The following is a 15,232-nucleotide window of genomic DNA, read 5'->3' as shown; positions in this document are numbered from 1 at the left end:
CCCGAAGTTCCATGCGGTTCGGCGCCCCGTTGCTGCGGAGGCGTTACTTCAGATCAGCGCAGCTCGTACTTTTTGTCGCCTGCCCGGGCGGCGGCCACATCCATTTCCTGTGCTGCCACCGGATTGCCTACCAGACAGTAACGCAAGCCGTGATTCAGTGCCTCGGTGCGCGGTAATTCCAGCGACTCCCAGATGGCACGAACAGAACCCTGAACGGCGGTTGCTGGTTTGGCTGCAATTTTTGCCGCCAGGACATGGGCGCGTTCCCACAGCTCTGCCTTCGGCAGGACTTCGCTCACAAGCCCTATGCGCAAGGCGGTCTCTGCGCTGATGCGCTCGTCATTGCCCAGCAGGGCGATGCGCAGCACCTGTTGCAGGGGCAAGTGGTAGCTCATGCCAATTGGCTCGACGGCGCAGACCAGGCCGTAGGATACATGTGGGTCAAAAAACTGGGCATCATCGGAACAGATGATGATGTCAGATTCATTGAGCCAGTAGAACGCGCCACCGCAGCAGAGCCCGTGCACCGCGGTAACCACCGGCTTCCACATCTTGTTGGCACGCGGGCCCAGGCTGTCGCCCGGATCGGTTCCGTTCCACAGGTTGTTACTGCCCATGATGTTTTCAGTTGCCGCCAGTTTTACATCCACGCCCGTGGAGAAGGCGCGACCCTCGGCGGCTCGCAACACGACGGCGTTGACATTGCAGTCTTCACTGATTGTTGCCCAGACATGTTCAAACTCCCGGCGCATCTGCAGGGTGAATGAGTTCAGCGCTTCGGGGCGATTGATGGTGATGGTGGCGACCTTGTCCGGCGTGACCTGATAGAGAATGGTTTCGTAGTGCATGGCAGCAGGTTCCGAGGGTAAAGAAAAAAGGCTATATGATTTAACCTTCTGTCGCAATCTGTGCCGCGCAATGCGATTCGCAGCATGAGCCTTTTTTGCTTTTTCTCCAGTATATGCGGTTATGCAAGATGGGCAGTCGCATTCGCAGGCCAATGATGTATATCCTAATCATCTATATTATTATGCGGATTAACGATCGAGCTACGGCGCCTTGGCTGACTGAAGGAGAGCTAACTGGATGAGTGAACATATGGAAGCGCTGGTAATGATCCGGGATCAGGGGCGGCGCCTGCTGGAGCAGGCGGCCACCCCCGAGCGTCAGAGAGCGCTGCTGGACCAGCCCGGTGCGTTTGACCGCGATCTCTGGGACCAGGTAGTAGAGCTGGGATGGCCCGGTGCGGGTCTGGCGGAAGCGCAGGGAGGGCTGGGTCTTGGTTGGTCCGCGGTTGCGGAATTGCATCAACTGCTGGGCGCGCGTGCCGCCAGTCTGCCTCTGCTTCAGACCTGTCTTGCGGTGGACTTGTTGGTGCAAGCTGATGCGGATCAGGCCCGCCATTCCGAGGCGCTGGCAGCCGGTGCAGCGATTGCCTGTGTCAGTCTGTTTGGTCCAGGTGAGCCCGGCCTGCCGGAGCGCCCGCTGGCCACCCTGACGGACGGCCTGTTGAGTGGCAGCAGCACAGCAGTCGCATTTGCTGCTGTGGCCGATATCGCCCTTGTCTATGCCTGGGACAGTGGCGCTGGATCACCGGTTTGGGTTGTGCTGGAAACCTCCGCGACAGGTGTTGCCAGATCCACCCCGAATGTCATCGACAATGCCCGTGCCATGGCCGTTCTCACGTTCGAGAACGCCCACTGTTCGGTGCTCTCAATCAAGGATCCGGTAGCGGCGGCCCGACGACTAGCCGCCGCCGCCGCGGTGATCACGGCCTTCGAACAGATCGGGGGCATGGAGACCTGTTTGCACGACGCCTGTGATTATGCGCGTGAGCGGCGTGTTTTTGCCCAGCCGATTGGCGCCTTTCAGGCGATCAAGCACGGTTTGGCGGACATTTACGCGGATCTGGAAGTTGCACGAGGCTGTGCGATTGATGCGCTGGCAAAACTGGAAAATGCCAGTCCGCAATTGCCGGCCTTCGCCGCTGCCGCCCGCATTGGTGCCACAGCGGCCTACGAGCACGCGGCGAGAGAGAACATACAGTTTCATGGCGGTATCGGCGTGACCTGGGAGTCCACCGAGCACTTTTACTTTCGCCGCTCGCGCAGTCTGGCTCTGGAGTGGGGGAGTCTGCCGTACTGGCGGGAACTACTGGTCGACAATGCCGCCATGTTGACAGAGGGGTACTGAGATGAATCCGCAGGAGCTTAACGACTGGCTGGCCACTGCCCGGAACTGGCTGCAGGAGCAGGCCCCGGACTACAGCGGCAAGGCCCGCCAGGGCCTGACAATGGATGAAGACCTGGCGCTGGGCAGGCGCTGGCAGGCGCTCAAGAGCGATGCCGGGTACGCCTGCATTACCCTGCCCAGGCAATATGACGGTGGCGGTGGCACCGAGATGCAGAAGATCCTGTTTGAAGCCGAGGAAAAGACCTGGGACCTGCCCAACACTTACTTCGGAATCAGTCTTGGCATGCCTGTGCCCATGCTGTTGCGGTATGGTTCCGAAGCAGTGAAAGATGAATTGCTGCCCAAGGCTATTCGAGGCGAGCACATCTGGTGCCAGCTGTTCTCTGAGCCAGCGGCGGGGTCCGACCTGGCGGCGCTGACCCTGAAAGCGACCCGCGACGGTGATGGCTGGCGCCTCAACGGCCAGAAACTCTGGACCAGTTGGGCTCAGTATTCGGACTGGGGCATTATCGTGACCCGCTCCGATCCCACGGTGCCCAAACATGCGGGCCTGACTTACTTCTACCTCGATATGAAGAGTGAGGGCGTCGAGGTGCGCACCATCCGCAAACTGGCGGGTGAGAGCGAGATCAATGAAGTCTTCTTCAACAATGTCTATGTGCCTGACAGCCAGCGGATGGGCGAAGTCGGCGGTGGTTTCAAGGTGGCGATCGAGACCCTGATGGTCGAGCGCTACGCGGTGTCTGACGAGGCCTGCGGTGGTATCAGCGCAGAGCGGTTCATCGATATTGCCGCCCGTGCCCGGATCGGCAGTCGCCCGGCCCTCGAGGACGGTGAGGTGCGACGATTGCTGGCGGACACATTGGTAGAACGCCAGGGGCTGCGATCCATTCACCGGCGTGCTATGGAAGCCATTGCGGCCGGTCACGAGCCGGGTCCGGAAGGTGCGATCCGTAAGCTGTTGATTGCCAAGCGCCGCCTGTTGCTGGGGGCCGCGGCCATGGATCTCATGGGCCCGGATGCACTGCTCTATGACAGCAGTGCTGCCCAGAGCAACGATCCCGTGAATGCCTGGATCGAAGCGCCACCCATTCGCATAGCCGGCGGTACCGACGAGATCCTCAGGAACACGATCGCGGAGAAGGTGCTGCGTCTGCCGCAGGATCATCGCCCGGACAAGGGCGTGCCGTTCAACCAGCTTTGAGCGGAGGCGCGACCATGAACAGCAGAGGGACAGCCCGATGAATTTTGATTTTTCCGACGACCAGAAAATGCTGGCGGATCATGCTCGCCAGTTTCTGGGTGAGACCTGTACCTTTGACCGTCTGCGCGAGTTTGTCGCGTCCGGTGAGGACTATGATCGGGCGCTGTGGCAGCAGATGGTGGAGCTCGGCTGGCCGGGCCTGTCGGTCCCGGAAGCTGCCGGCGGGCTGGGGCTGGGGGTGCTTGAACTGTGCCTTCTTAGCGAGGAGATTGGCCGGGTGCTGGCGCCGGTGCCTTTCTTCAGCACAGTTTGTCAGGCGGTCCCGCTACTGGAGCAGGCCGGTGGTGAGGTGGCGGATTCGCTCCTCGCGCGCATCGCAGCCGGCACTTGTACCGTCGCCGTGGCCAATCCTGACCAGGGCCACAGTCTTGAGCTCGGCGGCAACAGTTGCCTCGACGGTGCGCTGGCACCGGTGGCCTGGTTGCATTGCGCCGATGTGCTGCTGGTGACGGCGAGCGAAACGGACGGGACGGCGGTGTTGCTGTCAGTAGAACTTGACCAGCCGGGTGTGCAGCGGGAACGGCTTGCAGCGCAGGTCCTGGACAGTGTCTCTGCCTGGGGCGCTGCCCACTTTGACAAGGCATTGACTACGGTGCTGGCGCGAGGTGAACTGGTCGTCGCGCTGAACCATAAGCTGCGCCTGCGCAGTGCGGTGCTGCTCGCGTTTGAACAGCTCGGCGGCGCCGACAGTGCCTGTACCATGGCCCGGGACTACTCCCTGGAGCGCTACACCTTTGGGCGCCAGATCGGTGGCTACCAGGCCATCAAACACAAACTGGCGGACGTGCGGGTAGCGATCGAACTGGCGCGCTCCAACGCCTACTACGGGGCCTGGGCACTCTACACCGACTCCCCGGAGCTGCCCAGAGCTGCAGCGCTCGCGCGCATCAGCGGTACCGAGACGTTCACCCTGGCCGCGGAGGAAAACCTCCAGGTTCATGGAGGCATTGGCTACACCTGGGAAGCCAACTGCCATTTCTACTACCAGCGTGCACGCTTGTTGGCCGTGGCAGTGGGTGGCCCTGACCAATGGGCGGCCGAGCTGCTGGAATCAATTCGATAAGTCGTTACGCGACAGCGGAGAGCAACATGGATTTCAATGATTCCCCTGAAGAGGCTGCGTTTCGCCAGGAAGTGAAAACCTGGCTGGCGGAAAATGCCCAGGCCTATCGGGAGCCCCTGCCACTGGGGCCGGGCGATATCCGTATTGCGGAGATGGGCCGGGAGTGGCAGAAGATCAAGGCCCGTGGAGGTTATGCGGCGATCAGCTGGCCAACAGAGGCGGGTGGTCGAGGTGCCACGCCCATCGAGGAAGTCATCTTTGCCGAGGAGGAGAACCGCTACCACGTACCGGTGGGACCATTTGTCGGTATTGGTGTTGGCCTGGCGGTGCCGACTATTCGCGCCCACGGCACGCCGGAACAGATCGAGCAGTTTGCGCACCCTACCCTGATGGGCGACATACTCTGGTGCCAGCTGTTTTCGGAACCGGCTGCGGGTTCAGACCTGGCTGCGGTGCGCACCCGTGCCCAGCGCGATGGTGACGACTGGGTTGTCAACGGCCAGAAGGTCTGGACGTCCTGGGCCCACACGGCAGACTGGGGCATACTGCTGGCACGCACTGATCCGGAGCAGGTCAAGCACAAGGGCCTGACTTTCTTCCTGCTGGATATGCGTACTCCTGGTATTGATGTGCGACCGATACGCTCGATCAGTGGCGAGTCGGAGTTCAACGAAGTGTTCCTCACCGATGTAAGAATTCCCGACCGCTGCCGTCTCGGCGAGGTCGGGGCCGGCTGGGGCGTGGCAATGACCACCCTGATGAATGAGCGAGCGAATTCGACCGGCGAATCACTGCTGCTGCCGGACGTCTCCAGCCTTGTGCGCTTGGCGCGGGAGCGCGGTCTTGCGGAGAAGAACCAGCGTGAACTGGCTGCCCTGTATGCGCGCGAGCAGGGCCTCAAGTATTTCCAGGCCCGCCAGCTTACCGCCCTGTCACGGGGAGAGCAGCTAGGCCCCATGTCCGTAATCAGCAAGCTGGTGTTTGCCAATGTACTGCAGGACGGCAGTGCCATGGGGCTGGATATGCTCGGTCTGGAAGCCGCGTTCCTTGCCACTGAGGATCACCGGGTGACCCGGTTTCAGTACGGTTACCAATGGGCCGCTGCCCTGCGCATCGCCGGTGGTGCCGACGAGATCCTGAAAAACCAGATTGCCGAAAGAGAGCTGGGTTTGCCGGGAGAAATACGCGCCGACAAGGGCGTACCGTTTTCCCAACTGCCCGTTGGCCGCTGAGGCCCGCCAAGGAGAACCAGACCATGGACAGCACGTTCGATATCACGCTGGGCGATATTGTGGTATCCCACGCCGCCAGCTATCCGCTGCAAGTCGCCACTGTTTGCGGGCAGAGACGCCAGACCTACCGTGAACTGGAGCAGCGCACCGCCCGCTTGGCTTCAGCTCTCGCACAGCGCGGTGTCAGTGCCAGCGAGCCCGTACTATGGATGGGGCAGAACAGCGACCGTCTGCTGGAGCTTGTGCTGGCCTGCGCGCGCCTGGGCGCGATTGTGTGCCCGGCCAACTGGCGCCTCTCGGAGGACGAGTTGCTACACATCCTGGATGACTTTGGTCCCCGGGTGGTGTTCTGGCAACGTGAGGAAATAGGCGCGACCGTCGAGGCGGCGCGTGAGCGCAGTGACAGTGCGGTGGAAGCAATCTGGTGCTGTATTGATGCCGAAGGTGATTGCGAGTACGAAGCGTTCTTGAAAGCGGGAACAGTAGAGCTACCCCGGGTGCAGGTCACCGGGGCTACGCCCCTGATGGCCATCTACACTGCTGCGTTTAGTGGCAAGCCCCGTGGTGCCCTGATGACACATCAGGCCATCATTCATCAGGGAACCCTGTTTGGCCTGCTGCAGGAAATCGACAGTGATTATATCTTCCTCAATTCCGGCCCCATGTTCCACATTGGCAACTGGATGTCGACCTGGCCTACGTTTCTCTTTGGTGGCACCAATATCTTTGTTCGCCGGGTAGTCGCGCAGGAGTTGCTTGAGATTATCCATCGGGAGCGCTGTACGGGTGCCTATCTGGTGCACTCCACCCAGGAGGAGATGGTTGCACTCAACAGCGACGGAACCTGGGATCTTGCGTGCCTGAAGGGCTTTCCGGGCTCACCAGCCTGGAATGCGATGACCAGTTCGGGCACCAGTCTCTGGCACCGGCGTGTGGGTGGCTACGGCCAGTCCGAGACCATGGGCCTGATTACTTTCACCGCCTTTGCGGCGCAGATGAGCGGTAACCATGGCCGGCCGTCGCCGCTCGCGCTCGTCAGGATAGTCGATGAGGAGGGCGAGGAAGTAGCGCCCGGTGAAGTGGGTGAAATCCTGGTGCGAGGACCCTCGGTGATGGCGGGATATTATCGGCGTCACGCCGAGCCGGAGCAGCGCTTGCTCAACGGCTGGCACCGAACCAATGATCTCGGTCGCCGCGAGCCGGACGGCTCACTGGTGTTCATCGGCCCCAGGCAGCGGATGATCAAGAGTGGGGTGGAGAATGTCTATCCGGCAGAGGTGGAGCAGGTCATCCAGCGCATGGATGGCGTGGCGCAGGTTGCCATCATCGGGGTGCCTGACCCGAAGTGGATCCAGACAGTGGCCGCGGTTGTGGTCAGGGCGCCCGGTCATGCCGTGAGCGAGGCTGATATCGTGCAGCATTGCCGGGCGCACCTGGCGTCCTACAAGAAGCCCGGCAAGGTGCTGTTCGTCGAGACGCTGCCGCGTCAGGCCAGCGGAATGGTCGATTACGACCAACTCGACGCCGATCACGGCGGTGGCAATTACCCTGGCGGCAGTACCCGCAGCCGCTAGCAAACCACTGGATCCGGTGTGCGGATCAGCAGGGAGACAGCAACATGACTTGGGAACACGCAGACAAGACTGCCATCGTTGGGGTCGGCGCCACAGAATATTATTACCGTGGCCAATCCGAGCCGCGAACCATTTACGACCTTATCGGCGAGGCGGTGCTCAAGGCCTGTGACGATGCCGGCATATCCGTCCGCGAAATAGATGGCTTTGCCTATTACTCGGGGGCCAGCGCGGGTTACACCGATAAAATGGATACCGCCGATATCATGGAAATGCTGGGCATACCCGAGGTGCGCTTCACCGCCGCGCTCACCAGTGGCGGCGGCGGCTCTGCCGGCTCTATCGGCCTTGCTTCCGCGGCCATTGTTGCCGGCAGTGCCAGGTATGTTGTGACCATCATGGCCCTGCAGCAAGCGAAGCAGCGCCTGGGTACCGTATTTGCGGCAGCAGCGCCGGACCCGATCAACTCCTTCCTGCAGCCATCCGGGCTCGTCGGCCCTGGTCACCTGATGTCGGTCCTGGCCCGGCGGCACATGCATCTCTACGGCACTCGTCGTGAAGCGTTTGGGGAAATTGCCGTTTCCACCCGCGCCAACGCGGTCAATCGACCCACCGCCATTCGTCGAGAGCCATTGACGATGGAGCAGTATCTTGAAGCGCCGATGATTGCCGATCCGCTGTGCCGGCTCGACTTCTGCCTGGAGACGGATGGTGCCGTGGCGGTGATCACCACCTCCACCGAGCGCGCCCGGGACCTGCGGCACAAGCCTGTACTGGTGCGGGCCGCGGCGCATGGCGGTCGCCGGGAGTGGGGCAGGGCGTTTGCCTGGATGGGTATGCCCGACGAGTACTTTGCGTCCGCCGGCAACAGGCCGATTGCCGATCGCCTTTATGCCGACGCCGGCCTGGGGCCGGCGGACATTGATGTTGCGCTGATTTATGATCACTTTACGCCAATGGTGTTGATGCAGCTTGAAGATTACGGTTTCTGTGCACGCGGTGAAGGTGGGCCCTTTGTCGAGAGCGGTGCCATTCGCTACGGCAGCGGATCAATTCCGGTCAATACCCACGGGGGGCAACTGTCAGAGGCCTATATTATTGGCATGACGCATATCCGCGAGGCTGTCGAACAACTGCGCGGTGTGGCCGTCAACCAGGTTGACGGCGCCGAGGTGGCGCTGGTGACCGGTGGTCCAGCGTCCCTGCCGGTTTCGGGTCTCATTTTGAGGAGTGAATGAACATGACTGTGATAGCGCAGGCCCTGCCGGGCGATAACATCTCCATTACCATGGATAACTGCACGGCACCGTTTTGGGAGGCAGCCAGGGAACATCGGCTCGAAGTACCCAAATGTGGTGCCTGCGGAACGTTTCGTATGCCGCCGCGGCCCTACTGCCCACAGTGCCAGAGCCAGGAGGTGGAGTGGACGGAGATCTCCGGCAAGGGCACGGTCTACAGTTTCGCCCTGTGTAACCGCTCGCCCTTCACGGGAGAAGAGTTCCATTATGTCCCGGTAGTGATGGACCTCGATGACGCTCCAGGTATCCGTCTGGTTTCCAACCTGGTGGAGGTGGAGCCCTCCGCTGTCAGTATCGGCATGCGGGCGGAGGTCGCTTGGAATCCCATTCGCGACGGCTGGGTACTACCAATTTTTCGACCCACGGCGGAGTAGGGTGTGGCTACGGACAGGGCGGATGTCGACAGGGTGCGCGTGCTGAAAGCGCCGGAAATGCTGGCAGCGAAAGTACGCGAACAGATTCTTTCGGGTGAGCTGAAAGACGGTGACAAGCTGCCGGCCGAGGCAATTCTGGTGGAGCGGTTCGCGGTGTCGCGGCCGACGGTCCGCGAAGCCTACCGCATTCTGGAGTCAGAGAACCTGCTCACCATCAATCGAGGTGCGCGCGGGGGTGCTGTGGTGCACGCGCCCGATTCGCGCCTGGTGTCGCGGTACCTGTTGATGGTGCTGCAGGCCGAAAATGCGACGATCGCTGAAATCTACCAGGCGCGCAGTGCCTTTGAGCCTGCGCTGGCGCGACTGGTTGCGGAGCAGCGCAAACCGGATGCCATCAAGTCCCTGCGGGCCTGTATCGGAATCGCGCGCGAGGCGGTGGGTGACCCCGATGCTTTTTCCCGGGCGGTGACCGACTTTCACCGCACCATGGTTGTGGCCTCGGGCAACAGGCCCCTGCTGCACCTGTTTGACGCGCTCTACCATATCATTCTGCAGCACCAGGCGGCGGTGGTGTCCCGCTCACACCGGGAAGCTGCCAAAAGCACGGTAATGAGGGATTCGGCCCGCGGGATCCGCTCTTACGAAACATTGTTGGCGCACATCGAAAACGGCGCGGCAGCGGAGGCCGAGTCCCACTGGCATGCGCACATGGAGACCGCCGGTCGGGTGTGGATTGAGGGCTATGAGCAAACCACGCTGCTGGAGTTGGAACGCGGCTGATTCCTGACCTGTATTCAGTGCCCCTGATACTGCGGTGGGCGTTTTTCGATGAAGGCCAGCGCCGCTTCGCGGATGTCTTGGGTAAAGCTGCAGGCAATTTGCGCCTCGCTCTCCACGACCAGATAGTCAGCAATTGGCAATGTGCTTGCGGCATTCATGCAGCGTTTGATACCCGCGTAGGCGACGGTGGGGCCCTGTGCCAGCTGTCCCGCAAAGGTCATGCCTTCGCTCAGCAAATCCTCGTCCGGTACACAGCGCAGCGCCAGGCCTAAAGCCATGACCGCCTTGGCATCAAGTTTCTCTGACAAGGTCATCAGGGCTCGCGCTCGTGGTGCGCCGACGGCTGCGGCGAGGAAGTAACCCATGCCGTAATCGCCACTCAAGGCGTTGTTGACGAAGGCCGTGCGGTAGACCGCGCTCTCTCCGATCAGCGTGTAGTCGCAAGCCAGGGCCAGCGACATGCCTGCACCCATGGCCGCACCGTGGACAAGGGCGATAGTCGGCTTGGGCATAGTGTGCAGCAGCTCCGCGGTACGGGTGCGCTCTACGTGGGCGTCCATACGTTCCTGGCGCTTGTCGCGGGGCTTGTCTGGGTCAGCGACCGGCGCTTGCTTTGGTCTGGCGCCTTCGCGCACGTCGCCACCAGCGCAGAAGCCACGGCCGCTTCCGGTCAGAACCACGGCGCGTATGCTGTCATCAGCGGCGGCACGCTGGGTCGCCTCCAGCAGCGCGTCCATCAACTCGCCATTGATAGCATTGAGGCGGTCCGGGCGGTTCAGGGTCAGGGTCAGCAGGGCGCCATCGCGCTGTTTCAGGAGAACGGGTTCGGACATGGTGATCAGTTCCTTTTTAAGCCAGGCAGGAGATTAATCAAGCACGTCGATCACGCGCCTGTGCGGCTGTTGTTTGAAGAGGATTTTACGCACTTTGGCAAGGTGTTCGCGCCAGTAGGTAGTGGCGGCATCGCCATCGCCCGCAGCGATCAGTTCCACAAGCTTTTCGTGGGCCTTGATGGACAGCCGACTTGCCTTGCGGTTGTCGAATTGGCCACTGGTTGCCACGTATTCAGATGAAACATGTTTGGCGTAGACGCTGTTGAGCATCTGCATGATCAGCAGCAGCGTCTTGTTTTTGGTCAGGCGCACCAGGGTTTCGTGGAATTCCGCGGCGGCCTGGGTCAGCGCCAGAAAATCGTCCTCATCCAGCGCGTCCCACTCCTTGGCGATGACCTCCCGCAGAGCATCCGCCGCTCCTTCGCCGCCCTCGTCAACCAGCACACGCACCGCCGGCGGCTCAACCAGCTGGCGCGCGCGAAAAACGTCTGACAGCTCGGTATCCTGCGTCTGTAGCACCAGGCCAAAATGGTGGGCTGCCAGGTCGGGACCGGGGATGTGGACCGTCGGCCCGCCTCGCGCCCCGCGCTTGACGGTTATGAGTGCATCGGCCTCTAGCAGCCTCAACGCCTCCCGCAGGGTGGGCCGGGAAATGCCAAACTGCTCTATCAACTCCGCTTCGGAGGGCAGGCTGGTGCCCTCACTCAACTCCCCACGGATGATGCGGTTACGCAGCTCGCGGGCGATGATTTCGGACTTTTTGGGCACCTTGATAGGAGTGATGAACTTGAGCTTGCGGTCAGACATCTTGGATTGTGCCTTGGAACTTGTGGGAAGTAAAAAACAGTATAAACAGTTAAACAAATTGACCACAAGCATTCATGGAACCTTGGTCCGGATTTTCCCTGACCGGACCCAAACGCGACTTTACACTTTCCGTTAAATAGTTATATGATTAAGCTAATTAAGTGCAGGGGTAAATCGCCTGCCCTAGGTTGTATCCATTGACTCCACCGGGAACCAGGCTATGAGCAAATCAAGCGGCGTCAGCGACAAGTTAAAGGTAGATGATCGTCTGGAAGAGGGCTTTGCGGACGCACTGCAGCACAAGCTCACGGACGAAGACATCGCCCGGGCTCGAGAGTTGCTTGGAGTGTATTCTCCGCTGCGCCAACAGGAGCTTTATAGTGTGGCCACGGCCGACGCTATCCGTAATTGGGCCCAGGGTATCGGTGATGACAACCCCCTGTTCCTGGACCCCGCCTACGGCGAGAAGACACGCTGGGGCGCGCAGATTGGTCACGGCACGTTGGTAGGCCATATCAAGACTCCCATGTTGGGCGATCCTCTACCCGATGAGATGAAAAAGCTCTCGAAAGGCCTGTTTCGGGGAGTACACGTATTTGTTTCCGGAGGTCGCTGGGAATGGTTTCGGCCCCTGTACGCTGGTGACCGGCTGTTCGTCTATAGCGGTGAGGAAAGTCTTGAAGAGAAGACCTCGGAGTTCGCCGATCGCTCGGTGATCCGGGTGCGCAAGGACGTGACCCTCAATCAGCGCGGCGAAGTGGTGGGGATCTACCGCATTCTCAGTGTCTACGCGGAACGGGGTAAATCCCGGAAAAAAGGCAAGTACGCGGACATCGAAGCGGCGAGCTACACCGACGACGACTATGCGCGGATCGACGAGATCTACGCCAACGAGCGTGTTCAGGGTGCCGAAAAGCGCTATTTTGAGGACGTGCAGATAGGAGACGAGATGTGCCCCATGGTCAAGGGTCCGCTCACTGTCACCGAGATTATCGCTTTCCATGCCGGGGGTTACGGCTTTGTTCCCTACGGTCTGCGTTCCTCGCGTCTGGGTTACAAGAACCGCAAGCGCATTGCGCCGTTTTACATCAAGAACCAGCAGGGTATCTGGGATGTGGCGCAGCGTCTGCACTGGGATTCCGAGTGGGCCAAGGCCATCGGTAATCCCATGGCCTATGACTATGGTGTGATGCGTCAGGCCTGGTTCAACCACATGGTGTCAGACTGGGCTGGTGATGATGCCTTCATCGAGGCTATGGAGGACTCCATCCGTAAGTTCAACTACATGGGTGACACCCAGTTCCTGAGCGGCAAGGTGGTTGGCAAGCGCGAAGTGGATGGCCGCTGTCTGGTTGACCTGGATATGCGAATGGTTAGCCAGCGTGATGTGGAGACGGCCTATGCGACCGCGACTGTGTCGCTGCCATCCCGTGAGCAGGGGCTGCCGCCACTGCCGCCGGTTCCGGTGGAACTGCAGCGGGAGGCGGCGCGGATGTTTGCGCGCCACACGGAGCTGTCCGCGAAGTGATCCGCTGCGAGGGCAGGGCGCTGCCCTCGGGCATTAGCCACCGATTGCGTTGAACCGGTGCCAACCCATTTCACCTTTTGTCGCCTTTGCTCCGGCCGCTGCGGCCTGGAAGTGGATGTCGATTCGGAGACCGGCAAGGTCACCCAGATCCGTGGTGACCGCCAGCATCCAATGACCAGTGGCTATGCCTGCATCAAGGGGCTGCAGGCGGGCGAGTTGCACCACAGTGAGACGCGCCTGACCCGAGCCCTGGAACGGCAACCCGATGGCAGCTTCCGGCAGCTCGAGACAGAAGTGGCGCTGGATCGAATTGCATTGCGTATGGGTGCAATTCGTGAGCGCCATGGTCCGGATGCGATAGGAACCTTTCGCGGTACCCAGCACTATACCAACAGCACAGCCTTTCACATGCTGACCGCATTTATTCGTGCATTGGGTACCCGCTCGCGCTACTCAACCATGACCATCGACCAGTCCGCCAAGTGGGTTGCCGAACAGCGTCTCGGTAGCTGGGCTGCAGGCAGGCAACGCTTCGAAGATGCCGATGTCTGGATGTTTGTAGGGTACAACCCGCTGCTATCGGTGCTTGGCAACAACGGCTTTACGGTGCTGAATCCCACGCGGCGATTGAAAGCAGCGAAAGCGGCGGGCATGAAAGTGATAGTCGTAGATCCGCGGCGAACGGAAACCGCGCATTTCGCTGATGTCCACCTGCAATTGCTGCCAGGGGAGGATCCCACCCTGATGGCGGCTCTGTTGCATATTATCCTCGAGCAAGGTTGGCAGGATGTATCCTTCTGCGCTGAACACGTCGACGGGCTGGATCAGCTGAGGCAGGCAGTCTCGCCCTTCACGCCGGCCTACGTCAGTGCGCGCGCCGGTGTGGACGAAAAGGATCTACTTGATGCGGCTCGGCTGTTTGCCCTTGAGTCCCGTCGTGGTATCGCCGTCAGTGGTACGGGGCCTGACATGGCGCCGCGGTCAAATCTCGCCGAGCACCTGATTGAAGCCCTCAACGTCGTTTGTGGCCGCTTCATCCGCGCGGGCGAGCAGGTGCAGAATCCGGGTGCCATGAGCAGAAGCCGAGCCGTCCGCGCCGAGGTAGTGGCACCTGCGCGGAGCTGGGAGAGTGGGCGCAGAAGTCGGGTGCGCAATCTGGGTACCCTTTATGGCGAGAAAATGTCCGGCGCGCTGGCCGACGAGATCCTGCAGCCCGGCCCCGGGCAGCTGCGGGCGCTCATCGTGGACGGCGGCAATCCGGTCAATGCCTTGCCCGATCGCCCCTACGCGATAGAGGCCATGCGAGCCCTGGATCTGCTTGTCTGCATTGATCCCTACCTGTCGGAAACGGCGCAGCTCGCGGATTATGTCCTGCCGCCAACCATGATGCTGGAGCGCCCGGACATGCCACTTTTGTTCGAGAAAACCGCCTACCCGGTGCCGTTTACCCAGTACACGGGCGCGGTGCTCGCCCCGCCGGGCCCTGACGTGGTGGAGGACTGGTATGTATTCTGGGCCCTGGCGAAGCGGCTGGGGCTGGAACTCGAGTTCGATGGAGTCCCGCTGGATATGACGACAGCGCCGAGCACCGACGAGCTGCTGGAAATTCTTGCGCGAACTGCTCCAGTGCCTCTGGCTGAAGTCAAGCAACACGCCAGGGGCCGGGTTTTCTCCCTGCCAGCCGTCACCGTGGAGCCGCCGCGCCCGGAGCGGCGGGGCAACCGCTTTCAGCTTGCACCAGTAGATGTGCTTGCCGAGCTTGCGCAAGTGGCGGCTGAGGCTCCGGATCACAATGCCTGGCGGGAACAGTACCGCTTTCCCCTGCGGCTGAGTGTGCGCCGTTCACGGACAGTCATCAACACCAGCTACCGCCAGATGGACTTTGCGCGCAAGCGCATGCCTGGCAACCCCCTGTGGATGCACCCGGACGATCTCTCTGCGGCAGGTATTGCGGATGGCTCGCGGGCCTTGCTGCGCAGTGCCCATGGCGAGCTGCAGGTTACCGTTGAAGCGGATACGAGCATGCGCGTTGGCACCGTCGCCATTTGTCATGGCTGGGGCGGCTCGGGTGGTGCCGAGGATAGTCAGTCCGAACTTGGTGTCGCCATCAACAACATCATCCCCGCGGGCGACTACAGTGAGGAGATTAACGGCATGCCCTGGTTTTCGGCGGTGCCAGTGGAAGTGCTGCCCTTTCCCTGAGCTGGTGCGCAAGCGCATGCTCTATTGCCTTACGAGGGTAGGCTGGTGTCTCACCGGCCCATTCCCGGAATGCTGACCGAAACC

13 protein-coding genes are annotated in these 15,232 nt (G+C 61.1%); 10 read left to right on the top strand and 3 right to left on the bottom strand.

Features of this window, described 5'->3' with window-relative positions; genetic code table 11:
- Positions 1 to 53: 53 nt before the first annotated feature.
- Positions 54 to 848, bottom strand: a complete 795-nt coding sequence (locus G533_RS0100570; RefSeq protein ID WP_027948270.1) for an enoyl-CoA hydratase/isomerase family protein — start codon at positions 846 to 848, stop codon at positions 54 to 56.
- Positions 849 to 1,086: 238 nt separating this feature from the next.
- Between G533_RS0100570 and G533_RS19985 the strand changes: the two genes are divergently transcribed.
- From G533_RS19985 to G533_RS19980, 8 genes are read left to right on the top strand one after another with little or no spacing between them, the layout of a single operon-like run.
- Entirely contained in the window at positions 1,087 to 2,193 is a 1,107-nt protein-coding gene (locus tag G533_RS19985; RefSeq protein ID WP_035525790.1) for an acyl-CoA dehydrogenase family protein, read from the top strand.
- 1 nt (position 2,194) lies between these two features.
- The gene (locus tag G533_RS0100560) at positions 2,195 to 3,397 is read left to right on the top strand and encodes an acyl-CoA dehydrogenase family protein (RefSeq protein WP_027948269.1); all 1,203 of its coding nucleotides are present in this window, start codon (positions 2,195 to 2,197) and stop codon (positions 3,395 to 3,397) included.
- Positions 3,398 to 3,434: 37 nt separating this feature from the next.
- A complete protein-coding gene (locus G533_RS0100555; protein ID WP_027948268.1) occupies positions 3,435 to 4,520 on the top strand; it encodes an acyl-CoA dehydrogenase family protein in 1,086 nt (361 codons plus the stop codon).
- Between the two features lie 26 nt (positions 4,521 to 4,546).
- Positions 4,547 to 5,752 carry an acyl-CoA dehydrogenase family protein gene (locus G533_RS0100550; RefSeq protein WP_027948267.1) on the top strand — a complete coding sequence of 402 codons (1,206 nt, stop codon included), beginning with the start codon at positions 4,547 to 4,549 and terminating at the stop codon, positions 5,750 to 5,752.
- Positions 5,753 to 5,775: 23 nt separating this feature from the next.
- Positions 5,776 to 7,326, top strand: a complete 1,551-nt coding sequence (locus tag G533_RS0100545) for an AMP-binding protein (RefSeq protein WP_027948266.1) — start codon at positions 5,776 to 5,778, stop codon at positions 7,324 to 7,326.
- A gap of 44 nt (positions 7,327 to 7,370) precedes the next feature.
- Complete coding sequence (locus tag G533_RS0100540; RefSeq protein ID WP_027948265.1) at positions 7,371 to 8,564, top strand: thiolase C-terminal domain-containing protein; 1,194 nt, start codon at positions 7,371 to 7,373, stop codon at positions 8,562 to 8,564.
- Between the two features lie 2 nt (positions 8,565 to 8,566).
- A complete protein-coding gene (locus G533_RS0100535; RefSeq protein WP_144079743.1) occupies positions 8,567 to 8,998 on the top strand; it encodes a Zn-ribbon domain-containing OB-fold protein in 432 nt (143 codons plus the stop codon).
- 3 nt (positions 8,999 to 9,001) lie between these two features.
- The gene (locus G533_RS19980; RefSeq protein ID WP_035525784.1) at positions 9,002 to 9,778 is read left to right on the top strand and encodes a FadR/GntR family transcriptional regulator; all 777 of its coding nucleotides are present in this window, start codon (positions 9,002 to 9,004) and stop codon (positions 9,776 to 9,778) included.
- Between the two features lie 14 nt (positions 9,779 to 9,792).
- Here the strand turns inward: G533_RS19980 and G533_RS0100525 are convergent, their stop codons facing one another.
- Together G533_RS0100525 and G533_RS0100520 are read right to left on the bottom strand one after the other, a co-directional pair.
- On the bottom strand, positions 9,793 to 10,611 hold the full coding sequence (locus G533_RS0100525) for an enoyl-CoA hydratase-related protein (RefSeq protein ID WP_027948263.1): 819 nt from the start codon (positions 10,609 to 10,611) through the stop codon (positions 9,793 to 9,795).
- 33 nt (positions 10,612 to 10,644) lie between these two features.
- Complete coding sequence (locus tag G533_RS0100520) at positions 10,645 to 11,418, bottom strand: FadR/GntR family transcriptional regulator (RefSeq protein ID WP_027948262.1); 774 nt, start codon at positions 11,416 to 11,418, stop codon at positions 10,645 to 10,647.
- A gap of 220 nt (positions 11,419 to 11,638) precedes the next feature.
- On the opposite strand from G533_RS0100520, the gene G533_RS0100515 reads away from it, so the two are divergent.
- Together G533_RS0100515 and G533_RS0100510 are read left to right on the top strand one after the other, a co-directional pair.
- Positions 11,639 to 12,946 (top strand): FAS1-like dehydratase domain-containing protein, encoded by a 1,308-nt coding sequence (locus tag G533_RS0100515; protein ID WP_084638721.1) that lies wholly within the window; start codon positions 11,639 to 11,641, stop codon positions 12,944 to 12,946.
- Between the two features lie 57 nt (positions 12,947 to 13,003).
- The gene (locus G533_RS0100510) at positions 13,004 to 15,148 is read left to right on the top strand and encodes a molybdopterin-containing oxidoreductase family protein (protein WP_027948260.1); all 2,145 of its coding nucleotides are present in this window, start codon (positions 13,004 to 13,006) and stop codon (positions 15,146 to 15,148) included.
- Positions 15,149 to 15,232: the final 84 nt, after the last annotated feature.

The sequence above is a fragment of the Haliea salexigens DSM 19537 genome, from assembly GCF_000423125.1.
GTDB lineage: Bacteria > Pseudomonadota > Gammaproteobacteria > Pseudomonadales > Halieaceae > Haliea > Haliea salexigens.
The sequence above is the reverse complement of the archived record's forward strand: the minus strand, read 5'-3'. Positions and strand labels throughout refer to the sequence as shown.